General features: G+C 42.8%; 23 protein-coding genes and 1 riboswitch. Of the genes, 22 read left to right on the top strand and 1 reads right to left on the bottom strand.

What is annotated here, in order from left to right:
- The first annotated feature begins 5 nt into the window (after nucleotides 1-5).
- From ACH6C1_RS10650 to yihA, 21 genes are all read left to right on the top strand, one after another.
- The gene (locus ACH6C1_RS10650) at nucleotides 6-1,214 is read left to right on the top strand and encodes an MFS transporter (protein WP_374076909.1); all 1,209 of its coding nucleotides are present in this window, start codon (nucleotides 6-8) and stop codon (nucleotides 1,212-1,214) included.
- Nucleotides 1,215-1,458: 244 nt separating this feature from the next.
- Complete coding sequence (locus ACH6C1_RS10645; protein WP_374076907.1) at nucleotides 1,459-2,736, top strand: ABC transporter substrate-binding protein; 1,278 nt, start codon at nucleotides 1,459-1,461, stop codon at nucleotides 2,734-2,736.
- A gap of 77 nt (nucleotides 2,737-2,813) precedes the next feature.
- Nucleotides 2,814-3,707, top strand: a complete 894-nt coding sequence (locus ACH6C1_RS10640; RefSeq protein ID WP_374076905.1) for a carbohydrate ABC transporter permease — start codon at nucleotides 2,814-2,816, stop codon at nucleotides 3,705-3,707.
- 1 nt (nucleotide 3,708) lies between these two features.
- The gene (locus ACH6C1_RS10635; RefSeq protein WP_374076903.1) at nucleotides 3,709-4,548 is read left to right on the top strand and encodes a carbohydrate ABC transporter permease; all 840 of its coding nucleotides are present in this window, start codon (nucleotides 3,709-3,711) and stop codon (nucleotides 4,546-4,548) included.
- Between the two features lie 15 nt (nucleotides 4,549-4,563).
- Nucleotides 4,564-5,202: a YesL family protein gene (locus ACH6C1_RS10630; RefSeq protein ID WP_374076901.1), complete on the top strand. Its 639-nt coding sequence runs from the start codon at nucleotides 4,564-4,566 to the stop codon at nucleotides 5,200-5,202.
- A gap of 25 nt (nucleotides 5,203-5,227) precedes the next feature.
- Nucleotides 5,228-6,508 carry a Gfo/Idh/MocA family protein gene (locus ACH6C1_RS10625; protein WP_374076899.1) on the top strand — a complete coding sequence of 427 codons (1,281 nt, stop codon included), beginning with the start codon at nucleotides 5,228-5,230 and terminating at the stop codon, nucleotides 6,506-6,508.
- 24 nt (nucleotides 6,509-6,532) lie between these two features.
- The gene (locus tag ACH6C1_RS10620; RefSeq protein ID WP_374076897.1) at nucleotides 6,533-7,312 is read left to right on the top strand and encodes an SDR family oxidoreductase; all 780 of its coding nucleotides are present in this window, start codon (nucleotides 6,533-6,535) and stop codon (nucleotides 7,310-7,312) included.
- A gap of 86 nt (nucleotides 7,313-7,398) precedes the next feature.
- Entirely contained in the window at nucleotides 7,399-8,229 is an 831-nt protein-coding gene (locus ACH6C1_RS10615; protein ID WP_374076895.1) for an amidohydrolase family protein, read from the top strand.
- A 97-nt stretch (nucleotides 8,230-8,326) separates the two neighbouring features.
- Nucleotides 8,327-10,105, top strand: coding sequence for a cache domain-containing sensor histidine kinase (locus tag ACH6C1_RS10610; protein ID WP_374076893.1), 1,779 nt, complete (start codon nucleotides 8,327-8,329; stop codon nucleotides 10,103-10,105).
- Nucleotides 10,080-10,832, top strand: a complete 753-nt coding sequence (locus ACH6C1_RS10605) for a response regulator transcription factor (RefSeq protein WP_374076891.1) — start codon at nucleotides 10,080-10,082, stop codon at nucleotides 10,830-10,832. Before ACH6C1_RS10610 ends, ACH6C1_RS10605 begins: the two co-directional genes overlap by 26 nt.
- A gap of 31 nt (nucleotides 10,833-10,863) precedes the next feature.
- The gene (locus ACH6C1_RS10600; RefSeq protein WP_374076889.1) at nucleotides 10,864-11,463 is read left to right on the top strand and encodes an SGNH/GDSL hydrolase family protein; all 600 of its coding nucleotides are present in this window, start codon (nucleotides 10,864-10,866) and stop codon (nucleotides 11,461-11,463) included.
- A 135-nt stretch (nucleotides 11,464-11,598) separates the two neighbouring features.
- Nucleotides 11,599-12,039 (top strand): cell wall hydrolase, encoded by a 441-nt coding sequence (locus ACH6C1_RS10595; RefSeq protein WP_374076887.1) that lies wholly within the window; start codon nucleotides 11,599-11,601, stop codon nucleotides 12,037-12,039.
- 137 nt (nucleotides 12,040-12,176) lie between these two features.
- Nucleotides 12,177-13,037, top strand: coding sequence for a nuclease-related domain-containing protein (locus tag ACH6C1_RS10590; protein ID WP_374076885.1), 861 nt, complete (start codon nucleotides 12,177-12,179; stop codon nucleotides 13,035-13,037).
- A gap of 104 nt (nucleotides 13,038-13,141) precedes the next feature.
- Nucleotides 13,142-13,228, top strand: a riboswitch (SAM riboswitch).
- Between the two features lie 85 nt (nucleotides 13,229-13,313).
- On the top strand, nucleotides 13,314-14,051 hold the full coding sequence (locus ACH6C1_RS10585) for a cyclase family protein (RefSeq protein WP_374076880.1): 738 nt from the start codon (nucleotides 13,314-13,316) through the stop codon (nucleotides 14,049-14,051).
- 74 nt (nucleotides 14,052-14,125) lie between these two features.
- Nucleotides 14,126-15,292, top strand: a complete 1,167-nt coding sequence (locus ACH6C1_RS10580; RefSeq protein ID WP_374076878.1) for a glycosyl hydrolase family 28-related protein — start codon at nucleotides 14,126-14,128, stop codon at nucleotides 15,290-15,292.
- A gap of 108 nt (nucleotides 15,293-15,400) precedes the next feature.
- Nucleotides 15,401-15,748 carry a hypothetical protein gene (locus ACH6C1_RS10575; protein WP_374076876.1) on the top strand — a complete coding sequence of 116 codons (348 nt, stop codon included), beginning with the start codon at nucleotides 15,401-15,403 and terminating at the stop codon, nucleotides 15,746-15,748.
- A gap of 140 nt (nucleotides 15,749-15,888) precedes the next feature.
- Nucleotides 15,889-16,872, top strand: coding sequence for a tetratricopeptide repeat protein (locus ACH6C1_RS10570; RefSeq protein WP_374076874.1), 984 nt, complete (start codon nucleotides 15,889-15,891; stop codon nucleotides 16,870-16,872).
- A 144-nt stretch (nucleotides 16,873-17,016) separates the two neighbouring features.
- Nucleotides 17,017-18,306 (top strand): trigger factor, encoded by a 1,290-nt coding sequence (gene tig / locus ACH6C1_RS10565; protein WP_366247292.1) that lies wholly within the window; start codon nucleotides 17,017-17,019, stop codon nucleotides 18,304-18,306.
- A gap of 401 nt (nucleotides 18,307-18,707) precedes the next feature.
- Entirely contained in the window at nucleotides 18,708-19,985 is a 1,278-nt protein-coding gene (gene clpX, locus ACH6C1_RS10560) for an ATP-dependent protease ATP-binding subunit ClpX (protein ID WP_095222345.1), read from the top strand.
- A gap of 159 nt (nucleotides 19,986-20,144) precedes the next feature.
- Nucleotides 20,145-22,478 carry an endopeptidase La gene (gene lon, locus ACH6C1_RS10555; RefSeq protein WP_095222346.1) on the top strand — a complete coding sequence of 778 codons (2,334 nt, stop codon included), beginning with the start codon at nucleotides 20,145-20,147 and terminating at the stop codon, nucleotides 22,476-22,478.
- Nucleotides 22,465-23,046 carry a ribosome biogenesis GTP-binding protein YihA/YsxC gene (gene yihA, locus ACH6C1_RS10550; RefSeq protein ID WP_095222347.1) on the top strand — a complete coding sequence of 194 codons (582 nt, stop codon included), beginning with the start codon at nucleotides 22,465-22,467 and terminating at the stop codon, nucleotides 23,044-23,046. Before lon ends, yihA begins: the two co-directional genes overlap by 14 nt.
- A 31-nt stretch (nucleotides 23,047-23,077) precedes the next feature.
- Here yihA and ACH6C1_RS10545 read toward each other — a convergent pair whose 3' ends face one another.
- Nucleotides 23,078-23,560: a LiaI-LiaF-like domain-containing protein gene (locus tag ACH6C1_RS10545; RefSeq protein ID WP_374076870.1), complete on the bottom strand. Its 483-nt coding sequence runs from the start codon at nucleotides 23,558-23,560 to the stop codon at nucleotides 23,078-23,080.
- 230 nt (nucleotides 23,561-23,790) lie between these two features.
- Here ACH6C1_RS10545 and hemA point away from each other — a divergent pair, with 230 nt between their 5' ends.
- Nucleotides 23,791-25,146 carry a glutamyl-tRNA reductase gene (gene hemA, locus ACH6C1_RS10540; RefSeq protein ID WP_095222349.1) on the top strand — a complete coding sequence of 452 codons (1,356 nt, stop codon included), beginning with the start codon at nucleotides 23,791-23,793 and terminating at the stop codon, nucleotides 25,144-25,146.
- Nucleotides 25,147-25,161: the final 15 nt, after the last annotated feature.

Here is a 25,161-nt window from a genome sequence, read left to right as displayed (position 1 = left end):
AACAAATGAAATATCAGTACTTTATATCGGCCTTTGGGATGTATATTAACTACTTTTTATTAGGTATGGTAAATATTATCCTAGCTTCGAATATGTCTTCTTTAACAATTCAGTTAGATACAGATGCTACTGGTGTCAGTTATTTAATTGCAGCGATAGGTATAGGAAGGTTGCTAACATACAGCATAGCAGGGGCATTGTCAGATAGAATCGGTAGGAAACCTTTAATCATCTTTTCCGCAATTGCGATGGTCGTCTTCTTAGTTGGAATTCCATTTTCACCTAATTACGGAATAGCGATTGTGTTAGCATTGTTTGCAGGTATTTCGAACTCTGCTATGGATGCTGGAACTTATCCAGCTCTCACTGAGATGTTTCCTAAATCCGCTAGTTCAGCAAGTGTCATGATAAAAGGTTTTGTATCGCTTGGAGCTACCTTTCTGCCATATATCATTTTAATCCTATCCGAAAGTAATCTGTTTTATGGCATTTCTTTTTTAATACCAGCAGTAATTTACATTGTTAATATGATTTTTTTGATTTTTGTTATACCAAAGACTCAAACTGAACAAGCAAGGAAAGATGAGCATCCTCAAGTAAGCCAGTTTTTAACCGAACCTAAATTTTGGAAAGAAGGCCTTGCTCTTATTATTATAGGTTTTACATCAACCGCATTATTAACAGTTTCACAAATTTGGTTGCCTAGCTATGGTCAAGAAGTTGCAGGGATGTCTGCATCCAATTCAGTCGAATTGTTGAGTTATTATAGTATCGGTTCTCTAATTTCAGTACTCTTTTTGTCTATGCTGTTAAAAAATATTCTAAAGCCTGTAACGGTGATTTTACTTTACCCAATCATCACTTTGATTGCTGTCACTGTTATACTGTGCTACCATACTCCACTTGTTTTAAGTATAACGTGCTTTTTCCTGGGATTTTCGACAGCAGGAATCTTACAGCTGGCTATTTCAATGATGACACAGCTTTTCTGGAAGAGAAAGGGGGCAGTTACAGGGTTTGTATCCACTGCCTCTAGTATAGCAAGTGTTGTTTTACCTGCAGCAACTGGACTAATAGCTAAAAATGGTGATATGGAACATATCTTTATTTTTGATAGTGTTGTGGCATCTATCGGTATTGTCGCTGCAGCGTTTCTATATTATCGTTATCAAAAGCTGACTAAACCGCAGCTGAGGAACCAACATGTGAGATAAGTAAGATACTTCGAGGCTTTGAACCAGCTCGAAGTTTTTTTATTTAAAGAAATGTAATGATAAGTGGAAATGTCATGATTACAAAGAAGTCTCTAATATACCGTTGAAGAAGATCACCGAAAAATTGAGACTAATTTTCACGTTTTTTTAAACATTTACCCCTGTTTTCTATATACCACTAATTCCCAACCATCTGGTAAAATCATAAATGTAATCGCTTACATTAAGCCTGGGGGGATTGGATATGAAAAGAAAATCGCTTCTGTTGGTTTTTGGAATGATTTTGGTTTTATTGCTTGCTGCTTGCAGCAATGAAGGAAGCAGCTCTGGTTCGGATGACGGGAAGGTGAAGCTGCGGATTGCGTGGTGGGGCGATCAGCCGCGAAATGATTATACGACGAAGGTTATTGAGATGTATGAGGAACAAAATCCTAATGTGCAAATCGATGCGGAGTATGCGAGCTGGGATGATTATTGGCAGAAGCTTTCTCCTCAAGCGGCAGCAAATGAATTGCCGGATATCGTTCAAATGGACGTTTCCTACCTTGCACAATATGCGCAAGGAAATAAATTGGCTGATCTGACGCCGTTTTTAGGTGATCAAATCGACACGAGTAATATGACAGAGGATTACGTGAATGGCGGAAAAATAGATGACGGTATCTATGGAATGAACACGGGAGTAAACGCGGTTGGATTCCATTACAATCCGGAGTTGTTGGAAGAACTAGGTCTTGGAAGTGAAATTCCGGAAGACTGGACGTGGGATGATTATAAGAGCATGTCTGACAAAGCAGTGGCACAAGGAGTATATTTCGATACGCATCTAAGACCTGATGTATTCTTCGATTACTACCTTCGCAGCCAAGGTGCTCGTCTGTATGCAGAGGATGGCAGCGGCTTAGGTTATGAGGACGATAAATTATTCGTGGATTACTGGAGCATGATCGCAGAGCAAGTGGAAAAAGGAGCTACTCCGACGCCTGATACGCTTGCACAGATTACAGGGATTGAAGATGATCCAGTTGTGAAAGGAGAGGCAATCGGGATCTTCCAATGGTCCAATCAGTTTGTTGGATTGAAGCAGGTGGCAGAAAAGCCGCTGGAGATCGCGCCAATGCCTGGACCAGGAACCTCTGATGGACTTTATTTGAAGCCTGGTATGTTCTTCTCTGTATCACAGAACTCCGAGCAGAAAGAAGCTGCTGCTGACTTCTTGGATTTCTTTATGAACGATGTAGAAGCGAATAAATTGATTCTCGGCGACCGTGGTGTACCAGGATCTTCAGAAGTAAAAGACGCGTTGAAGGATGAAGTTTCCGAAGCTCAGAAGCAAGTCTTTGAATATGTGGAATGGGCTGAAACAAACAGTTCTCCAATGGGATCTCCAGATCCAGCTGGTGCCGGAGAGGTCATTGAATTACTGGAAACGTTAGCAGAACAAATCAGTTATGGTCAGCTTGCTCCTGAAGAAGCTGCTGAAAGCTTCAGAACGCAAGCAGAAGGCATGCTTGGACAATAGGAGAAAAGATAGTCAAAACGGCAGCTGAGCAGCTGTCGTTTTGATTACACCTGCAAAAAAGGAGAGGAGTAAAGTCATTGAGCTCACGTTTAAGAAGCAATTTGTGGGGATATCTTTTCATTGGACCGTTCATCATCGGCTTTTTAGCCTTTACGATCGTACCCATGCTAGCTTCCTTATATTTTTCATTTACAGAGTACGGTTTATTTGATGCCCCAAAATGGATCGGCTTTGAGAACTATATAAAAATGTTCACGGAAGACCCCCGCTATATCAATTCATTGAAAGTCACCATCATTTACGTATTCGCTGGCGTCCCATTGCGGCTTGCTTTTGCCTTACTGGTGGCCATGCTGTTGAATGTCGGATCACGAGCTGTCGGCTGGTACCGGACGCTCTATTATTTGCCTTCCCTTATCGGCGGAAGTGTTGCAGTCGCAATCATGTGGCGCAATATCTTTGGTGATGATGGAATAGTGAATATAGCTCTTAAGAGTATGGGGATTGATTCGATTCGCTGGTTTGGTGAACCAACAGCGGCATTGTGGATGCTGATTTTTCTTTCCATCTGGCAGTTTGGGTCATCGATGCTGATCTTCCTGGCTGGTTTGAAGTCCATTCCGGCAAGCTTTTATGAAGCTGCCAGTGTGGATGGGGCAAACTTCTTCCAGAAATTCTTCCGCATCACATTGCCGATGCTTAGCCCTGTTTTGCTGTTCAACATCATCATGCAGACAATCTCTGCTTTTATGACCTTTGTTCCTGCCTTCATCATTTCCAAAGGGACTGGTGGTCCATTGGATGGTACACTTCTTTATTCTCTGTACTTGTTCAAGCAAGGATTTGAGTACTTCAATATGGGCTATGCGTCGGCGATGGCTTGGGTCATGCTGCTTATTGTAGCCATTTTGACTGGAATCATCTTCTTGACGTCCAAGTATTGGGTGCATTACGAGTCGGAGGGGAAGTAGAATGACTAAAAAACGACCTCGTTATTATCTCTATCACATTCTTGTTGGAGGCTTTGCCATCCTATTGCTTTACCCGGTCATTTGGCTGTTTGTCAGCTCTTTCAAAGAGAGTGGCGATATTTTCATTACCGCTGGATCACTTATTCCGAATCCCTTTACTTTACTGAATTACGCGCAAGGGTGGGAAGGATTTGGCGGATACGGTTTTGGTACGTTTATAAAAAATACGCTTGTTTTTGTTTTATGGATGCTGCTTGGTCATTTGATTTCTTGTTCACTAATTGCATTTGGTTTTGCCAGACTTAAGTTCGTCGGACGAGGTTTTTGGTTCATGATCATGCTCGTTACATTGATGCTGCCGTATGAAGTCGTCATGATTCCGCAGTACATCATTTTCTCTGAGCTTGGCTGGCTGAATTCATTGAAACCATTAGTTGTCCCAGCATTTTTTGGACACCCATTCTTCATCTTCCTGCTTGTCCAGTTCATCCGAACCATCCCGAGGGAACTGGATGAGGCAGCGACAATCGATGGGGCTAATACATTCCAAATCTTCTACAAGGTGATCCTGCCGCTTATCGTTCCTGCTTTGGCAACAACGGCAATTTTCACTTTCTATTGGACATGGGATAACTTGCTTGGACCGGTGCTTTATTTAAACAGTCCGGAGAAATATACCGTCTCGATGGCGCTGAACATGTTCTTGAGTAATGAAACGGTATCCAACTGGGGAGCGATGTTCGCCATGTCGATTGTCACACTCGTACCAGTGTTTGTCATATTCTTCATCTTCCAGCGCTATGTCGTGGAAGGGATCAGTACGACAGGTCTAAAGGGATAGAGAGGAGAAGGTTTTATGGCTGCTATAAATAAAGGTCTGGAATGGATCACAAGAATGGCATATGTAAATATTCTATGGCTCGTTTTCTTACTGCCGGGGCTTGTGGTCTTCGGGGTTTTCCCAGCTACCACTGCCCTGCTGCATGTGATAAACCAATGGCTGCAAGGAAAAACGGATTTTCCTATATTCCAAACCTTTTTACAGACGTATAAAAAGGAGTTCATGAACAGCAATAAATTGGGATATATCTACGTGCTGCTGGGATATATCCTCTATCTGGACTTCCTCTTCTTAACATCTGCTGCAAATGCCGCTTTGTACTTCACGATTCCGTACCTTATTATTACGTCCATTGCTTTTTCAGCGAGTTTGTATGCGTTCCCGATGCTCGTACATTACGATATGAAGCCGTTTCAAATCGTGAAGCGTTCTTTCTTCATCATGATGCTGAACCCGAGTCAAACGTTTGTCATGCTTATCGGTACAATTGGAGTAGGTTCGATTTTATGGTATTTCCAGGGTCTGGCGTTATTTTTCAGCTTCAGTATTCTTGCATTGATCGTGATGATGCCAGCTGCAAAAGCATTTGAAAGAACCGAAAAGAAATCATCCAAACTCCTGGCCAGGGACATCAACTCCGTACCAGCGAACTGAGATCACAACAATGGGAGGTTATGCTATGAAAAGGTATGTGCTCGTGGGAATAGGCGGCCGGGCGGAATTTTATTATGGAGCTATGGCAAGGGATTTTAAAGAAACATGTGCACTAGCTGCTTTTTGTGACATAAACGAAACAAGGATGGCTTACGCAAACAAGCTGCTGCAGGAAAGATACCAGCATGCTGCAATACCAGCATATCCTGCAGCGGACTTTGAAAAGATGATACAGCAGGTAAAGCCAGATATCGTCATTGTCACGACTATTGATCGAACGCATCACACGTATATCATCAGGGCATTGGAGCTTGGTTGTGATGTTATTACAGAAAAACCAATGACGACGGATGAAAATAAGTGTCAGGAGATTTTGGATGCTATAGACCGGACAGGAAGAGAAGTTCGTGTGACATTCAATTACCGTTACGCTCCGCATAATACAAAAATAAAGGAATTGATCAGCTCTGGTGTCATCGGAGAAGTGAATTCGGTGCATTTTGAATGGGCGCTGGATACGACGCATGGTGCCGATTATTTCCGTCGATGGCATCGCGACAAACGAAATAGCGGCGGCCTGCTCGTTCACAAGTCTACTCACCACTTTGACTTGGTGAACTTCTGGCTGGATACAACGCCTGAGCGTGTGTACGCTTCTGGCGATCTGCTTTTCTACGGAAGGGAAAATGCCGAGCAAAGAGGGGAAACAAAGTTCTATCAGCGAGCTTATCAAAGTGAACAAGCAAAAAACGATCCATTCGCTCTTGACTTGGAAAACAATGACCATCTGAAAGCGATGTACCTTGATGCGGAGAAAGAAGATGGTTATCAAAGGGATCAAAGTGTTTTTGGTGATGGAATAAGTATCGAGGATACTTTAGGTGTGCTGGTGAACTATAAAAGTAAAGCAATCCTGACATACAGCTTGAATGCCTACTTGCCTTGGGAAGGTTTTATCGTCTCCTTTAATGGAACAAAAGGGAGAATCGATGCGCGCATTATAGAGAAGTCCTATGTAAATTCGGGAGGAAGCAAAGCTGAGGAAGGTCAGCTGGAGCAATTATCAATCGTCGTCAGTCCTATGTTCGATATTCCATATGAGGTACAGGTGGATAATGGAATCGGAGGACACGGCGGAGGAGATACGCTGCTGCTGGAAGATTTATTCGGTAATCCAAAGCCAGACCCATTCAACCGCGCAGCTTCCCACATAGACGGAGCAATGTCCATTATGACCGGCATTGCAGGTAATCATTCCTTAAAATCAGGAAATGCAGTGAACATAAAAGAATTGATAGATCTATAAAAACGGTTTGCTTGAATGGAGGATATGTTGGTGGAGAAGACGGCCATCATTTCTGGCGGAGCCTCTGGAATCGGAAAGGCAGCTGCACTGAAGCTTGCCGATGCCGGTTTCCGGGTTTGCCTGCTGGATGTGAATGAAGCAAAATTGCGAGAAGTTAAATCGGAGATGGAAGAAAAGAAATTCAAGGTAATTACCATCCCCTGTAATATGTCCGACTACAATCAAGTTGGGGCAGCTGCTATAACAATGATGGAGCAGTGGGGAAGGATCGATGCAGTATTCGCCAATGCCGGAATAGTTGGTGAGACATCATCGATTGAGTCGATGAGTGTGGACAACTGGAACCAGGTTCTCAGCATCAATTTGAACGGTACATTCTTCCTCGTGAAAGCAGCTATTCCTTACATGAAGCAGCAAGGCGGGAGCATCATCATTACAAGCTCCGTCAGTGGAAACAGAGTCTTTTCTCAAGCCGGATTCTCAGCTTACTCCACCTCTAAAGCAGCACAAGCAGCATTCGCTAAAATGGCCGCATTGGAGCTGGCAAAATACCATATCCGTGTAAATGTCATCTGCCCCGGCGGAATAGAAACTAATTTCAGTGAGTCGATAAAACGATCTCCTGATTTGGATGAAATCAAAGTGCCGGTTGAATTTCCGGAAGGAAGCAAGCCATTGGATAAACGATCTGGTAAGCCTGAGGAAGTAGCAGATTTGGTGAAGTTTTTAGCTTCTGATGAATCTAGTCATATTACAGGAACGGAAATATTTATAGATGGAGCAGAGTCCTTATTGATTGGATAAGATATCTGATTTGCGACAAACACCATGAGCTAAGTCATGGTGTTTGTCTGGCATTTCGAGGTCACTAATGAAAGGAGAGTAGATATATGATCATAGATGCTCACCAACATTTCTGGCACAAAACGCATGCCGAAGTTGATTACGGACCTGGCAGCAGAAGCCGCTCTTATTTACCTGAAGATTTAGGACCCATTCTACATGAACGAAACATAAACAAAACGATAGCTGTGCAAGCTTCACCCACAATAGAAGAAAATGAGTTTCTGTTGGAAATAGCTAATACAAGAAAAGAAGTAATCGGAGTTGTAGGCTGGGTTGAATTGAATAATGCCCATGCTGTAGATACATTGGCTGCCTATAAAAAAGATCCTTATTTTGTAGGAATCCGGCCAATGATTCAAGATTTGCCTTCAGAGTGGCTGTTACAAAATACGGTGATCCGTAACCTTAGCAAGTTAGCCGATGAGGGTTTTCCAATTGATTTACAGGCAAACCCAAGACATTTACCTGCAATTATTAAGCTGCTAGAAAAGCTGCCTCATATACACTGTGTCATAGACCATATAGCAAAACCTCCTATCGATAGCGGACAAATGGAGCCGTGGGCCAGTCATATGCGGAAAATTGCGGAATACCCTAATATCATGTGTAAGGTGTCTGGTCTTGTTCCAGAAAAAGTCGGTGCCAGCTGGACAACTGAAAGTATTTCTCCTTATGCGAAGCTCGTTTTAGATGCCTTCGGACTAAATCGGATTTTGTTCGGCAGCGATTGGCCGGTATGTTTGAAGTCTGCTTCATACTCAGAGGTTGTCCAGCTGTTTGAGGATACAGTGACAAGTCAATTATCAGCTGGCGATAAGGAAAATGTATATTTCCATAATGCAAAACGGTTTTATAAATTAGAAGATATGATGTGAAGTTACTCGAAAATATAGAGGATATCATTTCAAGTGTAGAGAAATTACATTGTTAATAGTGAATTCTTAGCTTGGATGTATGAGAGGGAGTGGCAGCATGAAAAAACTCAAAAGCTTATTTTCCAATCTGAAGATGAAATATAAACTAGTTTGCTTACTCTCTCTCATTCTTATTTCTTTTAGTATAGGTGGATTGGTCCTCCTGCAATATGCCCTTGTTACATACAACGATGAGATCCATCGTCAGTCTGCGCAGTCATTGAAGGTATCGTCTGCTTTGATCGAAAACGAGATCGAAAAAATGAAAGGGTTTTCATACAGATTATCTACTGATCCTTACCTGCAGTCTTATCTCTACAACCTAAAAGAAACGGACGATGATTATGAGGCATATCTAATCGGAGTCACGATTAAAAAGAGGCTCGTTGACTTAGGTGCCTTCGAAGACTCGATAGATTCGATTCAGCTGTACGATACGACGGATCGAGGCTATAGTGCAGGAAACCGTGTCATTACAATCGGGAATGAACGGCTGCTTCAATATAAACAAGGGACGAATCAAAAGGATGGAGGGGCTGAATGGTTTGCGCCTGATAGACACGACAAATCGTTTGTCGTGGCACGGGAAGTAAATGCTTATCCAGATCTTTCGTTCGAGAGACTGGGCATGATCGTTGTGCGATTTGATATGCAGGATATTGTCTCTTCTTTTGAGAGAAGTCTGGATGACAAAGAGATGAAGCTGCTGATCTCCGATTCAGATGGAAAAATTATCTTCCCGCAGGAAACGACGAAGAAGGATACTTTTTTAATGGCCAGTGTGCAAGGCAGCGATGGATATCAGGTAGTGAATTATGATGCTGATAGATATTTTGTGACGTATTCTTCAGCTGCTTATACAAACTGGACGTATATGATAGCCTCTCCCTACAATCAATTATTCCATGCAGTAACGTTAGTGAAAAGTACAGTATTAACGATCTATCTCCTGTTATTTGTGATGCTGCTGTTCCTTGGCATTCGCTTCATTAAAGGAATTATCAATCCGATCGAGGCATTGAATAGAAAGATGAAAAGAGTGCAAAAAGGGGAGGTCGAGGACTTTAAGGTGGAGAGTCACGTCAGGTTCTCAAAGGATGAAGCAGGTCAGATGCATGAAAACTTCAATAAAATGATGAACCAGATCCATTCATTGATTGAAGAAAATTATAAGAAGCAGCTCGTGATCAAAGATGCGGAATTCAAAACACTCCAGGCACAAATTAATCCTCACTTTTTATATAACACATTGGAATCGATCAATTGGTCGGCAAGACTAGGTAAACATCAGGAGACGTCACGTATGGCAACGTCACTTGGCTTTATTTTACGCTCGTCATTGGAAACGAAAGAAGCTCTCATTCCGCTTGCTGATGAACTGGAGATTGTGAATCACTATATCACGATTCAATCGTATCGTTTCCAGGAACGTCTGCGTTTTCACACCGATATTCCTGACTATCTTCTCTCTTGCAAGGTACCTAAATTCAGTCTTCAGCCTTTGGTTGAAAATGCAATAAGATATGGCTTGCAGGAGGTTATTGGTGTTTGTACGATAACAATTGAAGCAATGCAGGAAGGGGAAAATACGTTTATTTCCGTAACAGATGACGGACCTGGAATGGAAAAGGAACTCATTAATAAACTAGTAAGCGGGCATTACCGGCCAAAAGGTACTGGCTTGGGCATCAGAAATATAGATAATCGACTAAAGATCTTGTTTGGTCCGCTATACGGAATTCAAGTGCTGAGTGAACCAGACGCGGGAACGAAAATCTTGCTGAAGATCCCTTATGAAGGAGGAAGTGATAGTGTTCAAAGTTCTGCTGGTAGATGATGAGCCGATGCTTCTGGAAGGAATATCTTCTATTGTAGAATGGGAACAGCAGGGAACTGTCTTACATGGTACCGCCAGAAATGGATTGGAAGCGTTGGACTTTATTAAAGAAAAGACTCCAGACATCGTGATTACCGATATCACCATGCCTGGTCTGGATGGAATGGGACTGATCGAACAAGGGAGAATAATCTCTCCTTTGATCAAATGGATACTGCTTTCCGGTTATAACGAATTTGAATATGCTCAAAAAGCGATGCGATTTGGTGTGAAACATTACCTGCTGAAGCCATCTAGCGAAGAAGATATCCATGAAGCTTTAGAAGAAGTCGTCCAAGAACTGGCGGAAGAGAATAAGGAAAAAATGACTGGCAGCCACGCAGAAAAATCTACCAGCTATTCTGCCGTCGTAAATAAAATAATTGCCAGCATAAGAGAGAATATTGAAAACCCTGATCTATCTTTACAATGGATAGCCAATGAAGTCTTATATATGAACACAGATTACCTGGGGAAATTATTCAAGAAAGAAGTAGGAGAGAAATTTTCTGCTTATGTAATGAAAAGCAAAATTGATAAAGCAGTAGAAATTATGGGTAGTCAGAAGGATATCAAAGTTTTCGAACTTGCAGAGCAATTAGGATATGGAAATAATCCGCAATATTTCAGTCAAATTTTTAAGAAAAGTAAAGGATGCAGCCCGACTGACTGGATAAAAAACAGGTAAGCAGGCTGGTAATTAAAAAGGAGGTTTCTAGATGAGTCAAAAATGGGTTTTTATCGGAGACAGTATAACCGAATGCGGAAGGTTCGAGGATCCTCAAGACATTGGCGATGGTTATGTAAAAATGATTCAGGATGAACTGAAGCAGAAAAAAGAGGTTGAAATCGCCAATAGAGGAGTAGGAGGCAACCGAGTTACCGATTTGGCGGCAAGATGGGAGGAAGATGTGCTCTCATTAAAGCCTGACTTAATTTCTGTTTCAATTGGAATCAATGACGTATGGAGACAGCTGGATCAGCCTCAAATGGAGCAGGTTTATCCGGATGAATTCAGAGAAGTCTTCGATAAGATCCTGGCTGAAACAAAACATACTGGTGCGGAGCTCTACCTTATGGAGCCGACCATTATCGAGGAAAATAATGAATCAAAAGGAAATCAAATGTTGATTCCTTATGTAGAAATTGTAAGGGAATTGGCTGCAAAGTATGGCGCGAGACTCGTCCCGACTCATACCGCCTTTTTGCAAACGGCGCAAACGGATTTGACAACAGACGGTGTGCATATGACGGACGCCGGTAATAGACTGATGGCTGATACGTGGCTGGAAGCCTATTTTGCAGCAGAACATAATTGATTTTATCTGGTCCTATAGAAAACACTGGTGTGGAATGGGAGAAAAAATGAATTTTCCACACATATGACTAAGCCCTCCTCTAATACAATGACATGAAAGCGGGTCTTTTTCATACGCTGTATGTGGGGTGATAACATGGCGAGAGTACAATACAATAGTTCGGACATTGATTTGATGGCTAGAATGATGCGTGCAGAAGCCGAAGGGGAAGGGCAGCTGGGAATGCTGTTTGTAGGGAATGTCATTGTAAATCGTGCTGTAGCTGATTGTTTGGATTTTGCAGATGTAAGATCGATTAACGATGTTATTTTCCAAATACAAGGCGGGAATTACTCATTTGAGGCTGTTCAGAAAGGAAATGTGTTTTACCAGCGAGCACGTGAGCAGGAAAGAAGATTGGCAGAAAGGAATCTGAAATCCTGGAGACAACAGCCTGCTGCGTACGCGCTTTGGTATTTTAACCCGTATGCACCATGCCCTCCGACATGGTACGGTCAGCCTTTTGCGGGTCAATTTAAAGACCATTGTTTTTATGAGCCGCAGGCTGGGACGTGTGACAGTGTTTATATGGGTTAACATGAATTGTGAAAAAGGGAATAACCTTATTATAAGGTGTTCCTTTTTTATTTATCTAATTTAATACATATTATTACATTTAAACTATGGTAAGGTTATCCTATTATATTATATTTTTTACAACTGCAGATTTGAATGTGGTAATTGAAAAGAGGCTGATTAAACTGTTTCAAAAGTTGTTTGGTAAAAAATCTAAGTCACAGAAATCAAATGTAAAATCGGAAAAACCTAAAACAGAATCAAAAGCAAAGAAACCTAAAATAAATTCAACCAGAATTGGCGAACTTGGAGAGTACAAAATCAATATACAGCTTGATCAGCTTCCTAAGGACAGCCGTTATTTAAGTGACGTATTAATCCTTAATTCTCGTGCTAAATCAGGATATTCACAAATTGATCACTTCATTTTTACCTCTAGGGCGATATTTGTAGTTGAAACAAAAAATTACGCCGGAACAATATATGGTGATCGAAATAGAGAAAAGTGGAGTGTGAATGGAAAGTTTCCGATGATGAATCCTTTTCATCAAAATTATGGACATGTCCAAGCACTAAAATCGATTCTATCACTAGAAGAGGACACGAATATTGTTTCCATTGTCTCATTTACTAGAAGATGTACGTTTAAAGTGAATGAAGAACTGAGAAAAGTTCAATCGAATGATCTCATCGTTTATGATACGGAATTATCGGAGTACATAAACAGAAAAATGAATGTTTTAAGAGTACAGAGCAATTCTCCTATATTCTCTGATGAAGATATTTCACGTATGCACAGTATATTAAGTGAAAAGAACATAAAGGATCCTAATATTAGAAAAGAGCATATTGAAGCGTTGAAACAGAAGAAACATAAAGAGACATCTGCTGTACAGTCTACCAATGCCAAATGTTACATCTGTAATGTCGCAGTCTCTAAAAAGGTAGAGTCCTTCTGTAAGGCTAATCACAATCGATTTAGCGGGAATGTCTATTGTTATGAACATCAAAGAGGATAGTGGGCTCGAGCAATGATAGCAGTCGCCAAATATATAACTAGCTATAGTTAATTTTCTTGAACTGTTAAGCGGTTTTACTATATAGTATTAGTTAACAGAATATTCTCTTATCAAGAGAGGCGGAGGGACTGGCCCAATGAAGCTTCAGCAACAGACTATATGTACTGTGCTAATTCCAGACTAGATAAGAATCGGACTACATAATGTAGCAAACCTCTTCTTATTTAGGAGAGGTTTTTTGTGTTCTCTTAAACTAATTATATGAGGTGAGAGTTTATGTCAAACGAATTGAGTAAAGCGTTGGAAGTATTAAGAGAAAAGAAGTGGGTGGATCTGACGCATACATTTGGTCCTGAGTCTCCGCATTTCTCGGCATTCAATTCTGCAATGTTCGAAACACTATTCTCCCATGAAGATGGCTTCTTCGCCCAGAGCTTTACTTTTCCGGGACAATACGGTACGCATCTGGATGCACCGATCCACTTTGTGCGGGATACACGATATTTAGAAGAACTCGATCTGAAAGAATTGGTATTACCGCTTGTTGTAATTGATAAATCCAAAGAAGCTGCTGCAAATCATGACTATTCACTGTCTGTGGATGATATTCTGACGTTTGAATCAGAATATGGCAAGATTGAGCCTGGCACGTTTGTTGCTTTACGCACGGACTGGAGCAAGCGCTGGCCAAATCAGCAACAGATGGATAATAAAGATGAACAGGGAAACAGTCATTCCCCTGGCTGGTCACTGGATAGTCTGAAATTCCTGTATGAAGAACGTAATATCAAAGCGGTAGGACATGAGACATTTGATACGGATGCAGCAGTCGATTTTCAGAAAAACGGTGCGTTGCTTGGTGAATATTATGTGCTGGAACAGGATTCCTATCAAGTGGAGCTGCTGACGAACTTGGATCAGCTGCCAGAAAAAGGTGCGTTCATCTTTAATATCGTTCCGAAAGCAGGAAAAGCGTCAGGATTTCCTGTTCGTTCATTTGCGGTCTTGCCATAAAGTTGCTCTCCATATGATTAAGCCGTTTCCAATTCGGTTAATGGATAAAATACTCACGAAATGGAGGCGGCAGGATGGATAAGGAACAAAAGTTACCAGCTGTTTTCAGTCAACTGGCAGAAAAGCTTCGAGACATAAGCCGAACAAGCAATCATTTAGATGAATTGTTAAAGTCAGCTTATACAGTAGTAGCAACCGATCACCCGCTGGTCAGAGCGGATGGAAGACATGATGATGCAAAAGGTATTCAGCAGCTGTTGAACTTGGCTGATCGAAAGAAGGGCATACATATTGTCTTTCCGCCAGGACTTTACACACTGCGACGTCCTTTACGTCTCAAGCCAAACACGTTCTTTGAGGCGGATGATAATTCTATATTCCGAAAAAAGCATCATGGACCGATGCTGCTAAATTTACGCAGGCGGAATCGAATGCGTTCTTATAGCGGCAATGGCAATCTGATCATTCGAGGCGGAACGTGGGATGCAAACTACCCAGCCTACCGTGGAGGCACTAGCTTTGTGCTGGCGCATGCGGAGAATGTGATTATCGAACAGCTGCGGCTGGTGGAACATGGCGGAGGGCATGCAATCGAATTGAATGCTGTACGTAATATCGAAGTGCGCCATTGTCAGTTCCTCGGCTATGATGACCGTGGGGGAAAGCGCACATACAGTGAAGCAATTCAGCTTGATTTAGCTAAAGCACGCAGGGTTTTCCCGTGGGGAGGATCTGTGTTCGACCACACAACATGTCAGGATATTTGGGTTCATCACAATAGTTTTGGGCCGTCTGAGACAAAAGGAAGCTGGGGAAGGGCTATTGGATCACACTCTGCAACAGCAGACAGATGGCATGAACGTATTTTCGTGACAGACAATGTAATGAAGGAAACGCTCCAATGGGCTGTCCGTGCTTATTCATGGCGGAATGTTGTTCTTTACAATAATCGAATAGAATCATGTGGTGGTGGGATTGCTATTCATCCAAATCATGTAGACGGCAGAAATGACACGGACAGCAAGAACCGTCCTACTGGGCGCAGCAACCCTATCAAGAATTTCCTGGTCATACAGAACACCATCTGCGGCGGCGGAAATTATGCCTCAGCGATAAGGCTGAAAGGTGATGAGCAGTCACCTATAACTGGTGCATACCTGCGTGGTAATCATGTGGAATCTTATCCCGGAAGAGGGGTTCTTGTTACAGGTACAGCGGACGAACAGAGCCGCTCCTTCTAGGCAGTCACCTCGATTATAATAGTTAATTAAATGTAAGTTTTCTGTATATTATGGAGAAAATATGCATATGGGAGTCGATACATGCTACACTTTTGTTGGAGGTGGCCTATGTATTTAGATGAGACGAAACGTTATCGGTTTATTGGATCCGTTCCTTTCGGGAAATACTTCATGGTCCGCATCTATGACCTGGAACTGCAGCAGGAATATACATTATCTGATCGGCTTCTGAGTCAATATACAGATAAGCCCTTGAAGGAATTTTACCTTCAGATCAAGCGTAATATCTATGACCAGGAAGGTGATGAAAGTGGTACGGCCTCTGAGCTGGGTGATATGCAGCAGCGGTTGTTTGATTTTCTCGATGAAGTAGAGGAAGACGATGCTACACCTCTCCGCATGGACAATGTTATACCCTTCAGAAGACCTCGGTCTGAGGATCCCCAAGAAAAGTAGGGAATAGTATTAAGAGGCTGTGGATGCACGGATTCACAGCTTTTTGCCATTTTTAAGTTGCAATCTGCGTTTTCTTTGTTACATTTAAGGGTATAGCTGTTATTGGGTCTCTAACTGAAAATCTAATGAGGATGTTGCCGATGGATAAAGAGAATAATGTTGTCCTGTTCCCGGGTCTGAAGACGCGGCTGGAGCGGGAAGGGATGAAGGAGCTGCAGGAGAAGAATTATACCGATGCAATTGGGAAGTTTGAACAGCTTCTCGATTATGGTTACCGTCAGCCGGAAATTCTGACTGGGCGCCTGATATGTTTAATGGAGCTGGGCAGACATGAAGAGGCGGAAGAGATGTCCTTGCAGCTGCTGGCTGCCAGGGATAAGGATTACCTGCAATACTTACATATTCATTTGACACTGCTGTTCCAGCTTGGGCGCTACGACGAAGTAGTGGAGCTGCTGGACGAGGTGTATGCAACAGAGAAAATACCGGCACCGCTTAAGACATCGTTTGACCAGCTGCAGAAGGTAAGCCGTAAAATGGCAGAAGATAAGAATCAAACGACTGCAGATCAGCTTATACATAATTTCGAAAAAGCACGCAAAGACCAGGATGCTGCCCTTCAATGGCAGCTCATCCAGAAATGCCATTCGTTTGATGTCAGTCCGCATGTACAGAAGATGGAAGCATTCCTGCTTGATGAGGAATCAGATCCAGTTGTACAGACTGCCGTACTGGAGTGGCTAGTCAAGCAGGAAATCGAATTCCCAGTCACGATACATAAGATGAAAGAAACGATGACAGTTGTCCCGGAAAAGCTGGCAACGGTCGATAAATCGGAAGGGATGGAACAGGTACTGCAGCATTTGCATCTTCTTGAGCAGCAGAATCCATCACTTTACGACCTGGTGTATAAGCTATTGCAACGTTATATGTATGTACGATATCCAATGGTTCCATCAGAAGAAGACGGTGCTGTTCTGGCTGCTGCGCTTCAGAAGCTGGCAAGCAGTTATCTGCAAATCGATCAGCCCGCTGTTACCGAAAAGGAAGCACAGAGAATCGCTTCCATGATGGAAGAGATCATTACATTGGAAGCGAAATATCTGACTGTCGCCGAGGAATGACAGAGTTCGTATCGTTAGTGTTGAAAGCGACTATGAATATGTTATAATAAGATGGTTGTAAACCAGTACTAGTTAATAACTTATATTATGCTAGAATTGAGAACGATTAACATGTAACAAACGATAGATGTTGGAGGGAATATTATGTCAGCAAAATTCGAAAGAACAGAAGGCAAGAACGAGGGTATTTTAACAATCACCCTATCTCCTGAGGAATTGGACGCAGCGCTTGATCAAGCGTTTCAAAAAGTAGTTAAACAAGTTCAGGTACCAGGTTTCCGTAAAGGAAGAGTACCACGTAAAATCTTCGAACAACGCTTCGGTGTAGAATCTTTGTACCAAGATGCGATTGATATCGTTCTTCCAGGTGCTTACATGAACGCTGTTGAAGAAACTGGCATCGAGCCTGTTGCACAGCCGGATGTAGATCTTGAGCAGATCGAACAAGGCAAAGAGCTTATCTTCAAAGCTACTGTAACTGTTAAACCAGAAGTAGAGCTTGGCGACTACAAAGGTCTTGAAGTAGAAGCAGAAGATACTACTGTAACTGACGAAGATGTTGAAAAAGAAATCGATGCACTTCGCAACAGACAAGCTGAATTGGTTGTCAAAGAAGAAGGAACTGCAGCAGAAGGCGACACAGTCGTTATCGATTTTGAAGGTTTCGTTGATGGCGAAGCATTCGAAGGCGGCAAAGCAGAAAACCATTCCTTGGAAATCGGTTCTGGCAGCTTCATCCCTGGATTCGAAGAACAGCTAGTAGGTAAAGAATCCGGCAGTGAGTCCGATATCAACGTGACATTCCCTGAAGAATATCATGCTGCGGAGCTTGCTGGTAAAGAAGCAGTCTTCAAAGTGAAAATCCATGAAATCAAAGCAAAGGAACTTCCTGAGCTTGATGATGAATTCGCAAAAGACGTAGACGAAGAAGTAGAATCTTTGGATGCGCTTCGTGAAAAAACGAAAAACCGTCTACAAGAAGAAAAAACAAATGCAGCGGAAAACAACAAACGTGAGCAGCTGATCAACCTTGCTACTGATAACGCGAAAGTTGACGTTCCAGATGCAATGGTAGATACAGAGCTGGATCGCATGGTTCGTGAATTCGAACAACGCCTTCAAATGCAAGGCATGACTCTTGAAATGTACTCTCAGTTCTCCGGTCAGGACGAAGCTGCACTTCGCGAGCAAATGAAAGAAGATGCTGGCAAACGTGTGAAAACGAACTTGACACTTGAAGCGATCGCGCAAGCTGAAAACGTTGAAGTAACAGACGAAGACGTTAACGCTGAGCTTGAAAAAATGGCTGAAATGTACCAAACAGACAAAGAGCAATTGACTCAAATGCTTGGCGGCAACACAGACGCTATCAAAGATGATCTGAAGTTCCAAAAAGCTATCGATGTATTGGTAGACAACAGCAAAACTGCATAAGACATAATAGAAAAACAAGGCAGCAATCACTGTGCCTTGTTTTTCTAAAAATAAAACGTATTTTCAGAAGGTATTGTTAACCCTTCTGTGGAATTACGTGCATGAACGGCATTTTCGTTTACATATACTACATACATATGATTTGACTTTTACAAAAAAAACTCCATAATAAAACGTACCTCTTTTTTCGCGTATGCAGAATTTGCCAAATTGATTTGGAGAGAAATCTTCCTTTGCAGGGTTTACCTGCGTTCATTTAGCTAATACTGTTGGAAAAAGTGTTTTGCTTTTTAATACTGCTGTTATCTGATATGATTGGCTAAAGGAAGGCTGGGCGCATCCAGAATGTGTTTGATCTTTCGAGATATCATATATAGATATTACATTCGAGGGGTGAAATGATGTTTAAATTTAATGAAGAAAAAGGGCAGCTTAAATGCTCCTTCTGCGGCAAAAGCCAAGACCAAGTACGTAAATTAGTAGCCGGACCAGGCGTCTATATATGTGATGAGTGCATCGATTTGTGCACTGAAATCGTGGAAGAGGAACTTGGAAACGAAGAAGAAGTTGAGTTCAAAGAAATTCCGAAGCCACAGGAAATCCGCGATATCCTAAACGATTACGTCATCGGACAGGATAAAGCGAAGAAAAATCTTGCTGTAGCGGTTTACAACCACTACAAGCGTATCAATTCCGGTAAGAGCTCAGATGATGTGGAATTGTCTAAGAGTAATATTGCCATGATCGGACCGACTGGTAGTGGTAAGACATTACTAGCTCAAACATTGGCGCGTATCCTGAACGTACCATTTGCGATTGCGGATGCAACTTCTTTAACAGAAGCAGGTTACGTTGGGGAAGATGTAGAGAACATCTTGCTTAAATTGATTCAAGCTGCTGACTACGATGTTGAAAAAGCTGAAAAAGGTATCATTTACATCGATGAGATCGATAAAGTAGCACGTAAATCCGAAAACCCATCCATCACTCGTGATGTTTCCGGTGAAGGTGTGCAGCAGGCACTTCTTAAAATCCTGGAAGGTACGGTGGCAAGCGTTCCGCCACAAGGCGGCCGTAAGCATCCGCATCAAGAATTCATCCAGATTGATACGACAAACGTCCTATTCATCTGTGGTGGTGCCTTCGATGGAATCGAGCAAATCATCAAACGCCGTCTTGGCAACAAGGTTATCGGTTTTGGTGCTAATGAAGGCAACCAAACACTCGATAAAGGCGAGTATCTTTCCAAAGTATTGCCGGAGGATCTATTGAAATTCGGTTTGATTCCAGAATTCATCGGCCGTCTGCCTGTTATCGGCAGCCTGGAGCCGCTTGATGAGGAAGCTTTGGTTGAAATTTTGACTAAACCTAAAAATGCATTGGTGAAACAATATCAGAAGCTCTTCCAGATGGACCAGGTTGAATTGGTTATCGAGGAAGATGCACTTAGTGAGATTGCCAAATTGGCTATCGAACGTAAAACTGGTGCACGGGGTCTGCGCTCCATCATGGAAGGTATCATGCTTGACGTTATGTATGAGCTTCCATCCCGTGATGATATCAAGCAATGCATCATAACAAAAGATACAGTACTGCTTGAGAATGGCCGTCCGAAGTTTGTACTGCATGATGGTACCGTAACAGATGAGAATCAGCAATCTCCGAAAGAGAGTGCATAATCTTTATCTGACAAGCAGATGATCATGTACAGCAAATCCCTTGTTACAGTTGGTGGCAAGGGATTTTTTTCTTGATTTTCACAAAGTATGGGTACAGTACTGTGGATGTGTATATACTTTAAGAAGAACTGAAGAAGACAGACATTTGGAGGTGTCACGATGGAAAAAGAGAAGACACTGGTAACGCCTCTTTTACCCTTAAGGGGTTTGCTAATTTTTCCGACGATGGTTCTACATTTGGATGTAGGCAGGGAAAAATCCGTTCATGCATTGGAACGAGCGATGCTTGAAGGAGAAACAATCTTTTTGGCTGCGCAAAAAGAAGTGGATTTGGATGAACCTACAGAAGAGGAAATCCATCATATAGGTACGGTAGCAAAAGTCAATCAGATGATGAAGCTTCCGAATGGGACGATGCGTGTATTGGTAGAAGGATTATACCGTGCTGAAATCATCCGCTTCCTGGAGGATGACAAGCAGTTCATGGTTGAAATCAAAGAAAGACCAGACATGCATGGTACGAAAAATGAGGAAGAAGCATTGATGCGTGCGCTTTTGGAGCAGTTTGAGCAATACATAAAGGTTTCAAAGAAAATTGGTCAAGAGACGTTTGCTACCTTGACGGATATTACGGAACCGGGACGCATGGCAGACATGATAACCTCTCATCTGACACTGCGATTGGATGACAAGCAGGAGATTCTTGAGATGCAAGATGTGAAAGAACGTCTGCGTCATATCATCACGATCATTACGAATGAGCGGGAAGTGCTGGATCTTGAGAAGAAAATCGGTCTACGCGTCAAACAATCAGTCGAGAAGACACAAAAAGAATATTATTTGCGCGAGCAAATGAAGGCGATCCAGAAGGAGCTTGGTGATCGCGATGGCAAGTCCGGAGAGATTGAGCAGTTCCGGGCTGATATCGAAGCCTCCGATATGACAGATCATATGAAGGAAGTCGCTGAAAAGGAATTGCGCCGCTATGAGCGTGTACCGCAGAGCTCTGCAGAAAGCTCTGTTATTCGCAATTATTTGGAATGGCTGATTGCTTTGCCTTGGAAGAAGCAGACAGAAGATAATCTGGATATTCCTCATGCTGAAGAGACACTTAACGAAGATCATTACGGCCTGGATAAAGTGAAGGAACGGATATTGGAATATTTGGCCGTTCAAAAACTGACTAATTCCTTGAAAGGTCCGATTCTGTGCCTTGCTGGGCCTCCAGGGGTCGGGAAGACATCCTTGGCTACAAGCATTGCTAAAGCAATCAATCGGAAATTTGTCCGTATTTCATTGGGCGGCGTGCGAGATGAAGCGGAAATCCGGGGACATCGCCGGACATATGTCGGCGCGATGCCAGGACGAATTATGCAAGGTATGCGCCGGGCTGGAACGACGAATCCAATCTTTCTTCTTGATGAAATCGATAAGATGTCCAATGACTTCCGAGGCGATCCATCATCAGCTATGCTCGAAGTGCTTGATCCGGAACAAAACAGCTCATTCAGTGATCATTTCATCGAAGAGACGTACGATCTTTCCAATGTCATGTTCATTGCAACAGCGAATAACTTAGGGTCAATCCCAGGACCGCTTCTAGACCGGATGGAGATCATCAGCATTGCTGGTTATACAGAAGTGGAAAAGCTGCATATTGCCAAAGAACATCTGCTGCCGAAGCAGATCAAAGAAAATGGCCTGAAAAAAGGCAACATTCTCGTGAAGGATGAAGCACTGGAACATATCGTCCGTCGTTATACAAGAGAAGCTGGGGTACGCGGTTTGGAGCGGCAGCTGGCAGCAGTTTGCCGTAAAGTTGCTCGTATCATTGTTTCCGAAGATAAGAAACGGGTGACAGTAAGCGCGAAGAAAGTGGAAGAATTGCTTGGACGTCCACGGTTCCGGTATGGTTTAATGGAAGAGGAGAATCAAGTTGGCGCAGCGACAGGTCTTGCTTATACGACTGCTGGCGGAGATACATTATCAATAGAAGTCTCCTTGTCTCCAGGTAAAGGGAAACTGACCCTTACCGGGAAGCTAGGTGATGTTATGAAGGAATCAGCTCAGGCTGCATTCAGCTATATCCGTTCCAATGCCGAAGAACTCGGCGTTGATCCATCGTTCCATGAGCACTATGATATCCATATCCATGTGCCGGAAGGAGCAACACCGAAGGATGGTCCATCTGCTGGTATTACGATCGCCACTGCCTTGACGAGTGCACTGACTGGCAGACCGGTACGGAAGGAAGTCGGGATGACAGGTGAAATCACCCTTCGCGGACGTGTCCTGCCGATCGGCGGACTGAAGGAGAAGAGCTTGAGTGCTCACCGGGCAGGTATTACAACAATCCTCTTCCCAGCTGATAATGACAGGGATTTGGAAGAGATACCGGATACAATCAAGCAAGACATGACGTTTATTAAAGTCAGCCATCTTGATGAGGTATTAAAATACGCATTGGTGGAAGATAAACATGAAAGTAACTGAAGCAGAAATAGTAATCAGCGCGGTATCGAAAAAGCAATATCCGGAGACACATATGCCGGAGATTGCTTTAGCTGGCCGCTCGAATGTAGGAAAATCATCTTTTATCAATAAGATGATCAACCGGAAGAACTTGGTCCGCACATCCCAGAAGCCGGGGAAGACGCAGACATTGAATTTTTATAAAATCAATGATCGCTTCCATTTCGTGGATGTGCCAGGCTATGGCTATGCCAAGGTCTCGAAGAAGGAACGTAATGCTTGGGGCAAAATGCTGGAGGAATACTTCACGGAGCGTGAAAACCTGAAGGCGGTTGTACTGCTTGTCGATATTCGGCATGAACCGACGAAGGATGACGTAACGATGTATGATTTCTTGAAGCATTATGAATTGCCGGTTGTTGTAGTTGCAACGAAGCTGGATAAGATTCCGAAAGGGAAACGTGTACAGCATATCAAGCGGGCTGCAGATAAATTGCAGCTGTTACAAGAAGATATCATCCTTCCATTTTCCTCTGAAACAGGTGAAGGAAAAGAGGAAGCATGGGGAGTATTGAAACAATTCCTATGAAAAATAACCGTACAAGCCTAGGCTTGTACGGTTATTTTTTTCGGAAAAGAAGATAAGCACCAGCGAGGATGAGCAGAACCGGCCAATAATTACTTATAAAGCCTGCTGTCCTATCGAGCCATCCAAACCAGGCAGGCTGCTGAGGTGCTGCTATGGCAAATACGCCAAGAGCAAGCAGCAAGATTGCCAATACATAACCTTTTTTCGTTTTAAGTGCCGCAATGAACAAAGCAGCGCCGGCTAAGAAGGGATAAGCTCCCCAACTATCGGTCCAGAAGCTGTAGTGCCTCAGTCCATGGAAATGAATACCCAATCCTAGAATAAAGTATCCGGCGAATAAGTTTTTATGATCTTTCGTAAGATAAGCATGCAATAATAGTGCGGCGCCAATGATGATCAATAAAGTCGGCCACGAATAAAAGTCGACAAACAAGGGTACTCGTAACTGGCGTAACAGGAAATAAGCTCCGATCCCTAGTAAAAGGAATCCCGCAAAAGCATTTTTCTTCGTCATAACATCTCTCCACATAATAATTATTATTAAATAAGATTAAATCGTTGATTATCATGACTAGCTGTGTTAACTTGTTATATGTACTTATGAAATCATTCACAAACATTCAAATAAACACACACTCTATCCTAACACAATTGTTTACGATTCTGTTCACAAATTTGAATAGGACAGAAATACCATAGTGTTATACTAGTAAGAGCGACAGGTTTTCAAGGGGGAAAAAGGGAATGTACATGTTAGTTGCTGGAATCAATTATCGCACAGCCCCGATTGAAATAAGAGAAAAACTAAGTTTCAAGGAAGAAGAGCTTGGCTTAGCGATGCAAGCACTCTCCAACCAGAAAAGCATGCTCGAGAACGTCATTGTTTCGACATGCAACCGCACGGAGATCTATGCAGTGGTCGACCAGATGCATACTGGCCGCTATTATATAAAGAAATTCTTGTCTGAATGGTTCGGCATCGAAAAAGACGAGATTGCATCTTATCTTACATTTCACGAGGACGAAAGAGCTGTGGAGCATCTGTTCAAGGTAGCGAGCGGACTGGACTCCATGGTTGTAGGGGAAACTCAGATCCTTGGTCAGCTGAAAAGGGCTTTCCAAAAAGCACAGGAGCTGCATACATCCGGAACGATTTATAATGAATTGTTCAAACAGGCTGTTACCGTAGCGAAACGTGCGCATACAGAGACAGGAATCGGAGAAAATGCTGTCTCTGTCAGCTATGCAGCGGTTGAGTTGTCCAAGAAGATCTTCGGTGATATCTCTTCTAAACGAATCGTCATCCTAGGCGCTGGTAAAATGGGGGAACTGGCAGCAAAGAATTTGCACGGTTCAGGCGTCAAAGATGTTACGGTAGTCAATCGGACGAAAGAAAAGGCAGAACAGCTGGCAGCTTTGTTCAATGGCAAAGCAGCTGGTTGGGATGAACTGGACAGTGCTTTGCATGATGCAGATATTGTCATCAGCTCTACAGGTGCACCAGGATATGTACTCGATAAGGAAATGCTTCAAGCCGTTCACAAGGAACGCAAAGGCCAGCCATTATTCTTAGTCGATATTGCTGTACCGCGTGATATTAATCCAGACGTGGATGAATTGGAAAGCACGTTCTTATATGATATCGATGACTTGCAGGATGTTGTCGATGCAAACCTGGCTGCACGTCAGGAAGCGGTTGAGAAAATCGAAATCATGATCGAAGGCGGCATCGTTGACTTCAAAGTATGGCTGCAGACATTAGGTGTTGTGCCAGTCATCTCTGAGCTTCGCCGTAAAGCAGCATCTATCCAGGCTGAGACTATGAAGAGTTTGGAACGGAAGCTGCCTGACCTTAGCGAACGTGATATGCGAGTGCTGAACAAGCACACGAAAAGTATCATCAATCAGCTGCTCAAACAGCCGATTACGCAGGCAAAAGAGCTTGCCGGCCGCGAGAACAGCGAAGAACTGATTCAGCAGTTCGCAGAGATCTTTGGAATCGAAAAAGCGGTGCTGGATAAACAGAATAATCTTATCAAACTGGAGCGCACAGAGTCACATAAGCTTCAGTCTGTACCAAGTGCTTCCACAACCAGATAAAAAGAAGGGCTTATA

Origin of the sequence: Terribacillus sp. JSM ZJ617 (genome assembly GCF_044383785.1) — a bacterium.
In the GTDB taxonomy this organism is placed as follows: domain Bacteria; phylum Bacillota; class Bacilli; order Bacillales; family Amphibacillaceae; genus Terribacillus.
Note: the sequence above shows the minus strand (reverse complement) of the source record. Positions and strands in the feature narration are given on the sequence as shown.

Excerpts from the sequence above, each read along its gene's own strand:
- ACH6C1_RS10625 (WP_374076899.1), top strand. The coding sequence starts at position 5,228 with ATGAAAAGGTATGTGCTCGTGGGAATAGGCGGCCGGGCGGAATTTTAT.
- ACH6C1_RS10650 (WP_374076909.1), top strand. The coding sequence starts at position 6 with ATGAAATATCAGTACTTTATATCGGCCTTTGGGATGTATATTAACTAC.
- hemA (WP_095222349.1), top strand. The coding sequence starts at position 23,791 with ATGTACATGTTAGTTGCTGGAATCAATTATCGCACAGCCCCGATTGAA.
- ACH6C1_RS10630 (WP_374076901.1), top strand. The coding sequence starts at position 4,564 with ATGGCTGCTATAAATAAAGGTCTGGAATGGATCACAAGAATGGCATAT.
- yihA (WP_095222347.1), top strand. The coding sequence starts at position 22,465 with ATGAAAGTAACTGAAGCAGAAATAGTAATCAGCGCGGTATCGAAAAAG.
- ACH6C1_RS10585 (WP_374076880.1), top strand. The coding sequence starts at position 13,314 with ATGTCAAACGAATTGAGTAAAGCGTTGGAAGTATTAAGAGAAAAGAAG.
- ACH6C1_RS10595 (WP_374076887.1), top strand. The coding sequence starts at position 11,599 with ATGGCGAGAGTACAATACAATAGTTCGGACATTGATTTGATGGCTAGA.
- ACH6C1_RS10615 (WP_374076895.1), top strand. The coding sequence starts at position 7,399 with ATGATCATAGATGCTCACCAACATTTCTGGCACAAAACGCATGCCGAA.
- ACH6C1_RS10635 (WP_374076903.1), top strand. The coding sequence starts at position 3,709 with ATGACTAAAAAACGACCTCGTTATTATCTCTATCACATTCTTGTTGGA.
- ACH6C1_RS10610 (WP_374076893.1), top strand. The coding sequence starts at position 8,327 with ATGAAAAAACTCAAAAGCTTATTTTCCAATCTGAAGATGAAATATAAA.
- ACH6C1_RS10645 (WP_374076907.1), top strand. The coding sequence starts at position 1,459 with ATGAAAAGAAAATCGCTTCTGTTGGTTTTTGGAATGATTTTGGTTTTA.
- ACH6C1_RS10575 (WP_374076876.1), top strand. The coding sequence starts at position 15,401 with ATGTATTTAGATGAGACGAAACGTTATCGGTTTATTGGATCCGTTCCT.
- ACH6C1_RS10600 (WP_374076889.1), top strand. The coding sequence starts at position 10,864 with ATGAGTCAAAAATGGGTTTTTATCGGAGACAGTATAACCGAATGCGGA.
- clpX (WP_095222345.1), top strand. The coding sequence starts at position 18,708 with ATGTTTAAATTTAATGAAGAAAAAGGGCAGCTTAAATGCTCCTTCTGC.
- ACH6C1_RS10570 (WP_374076874.1), top strand. The coding sequence starts at position 15,889 with ATGGATAAAGAGAATAATGTTGTCCTGTTCCCGGGTCTGAAGACGCGG.
- lon (WP_095222346.1), top strand. The coding sequence starts at position 20,145 with ATGGAAAAAGAGAAGACACTGGTAACGCCTCTTTTACCCTTAAGGGGT.
- ACH6C1_RS10545 (WP_374076870.1), bottom strand. The coding sequence starts at position 23,560 with ATGACGAAGAAAAATGCTTTTGCGGGATTCCTTTTACTAGGGATCGGA.
- tig (WP_366247292.1), top strand. The coding sequence starts at position 17,017 with ATGTCAGCAAAATTCGAAAGAACAGAAGGCAAGAACGAGGGTATTTTA.
- ACH6C1_RS10620 (WP_374076897.1), top strand. The coding sequence starts at position 6,533 with ATGTTGGTGGAGAAGACGGCCATCATTTCTGGCGGAGCCTCTGGAATC.
- ACH6C1_RS10580 (WP_374076878.1), top strand. The coding sequence starts at position 14,126 with ATGGATAAGGAACAAAAGTTACCAGCTGTTTTCAGTCAACTGGCAGAA.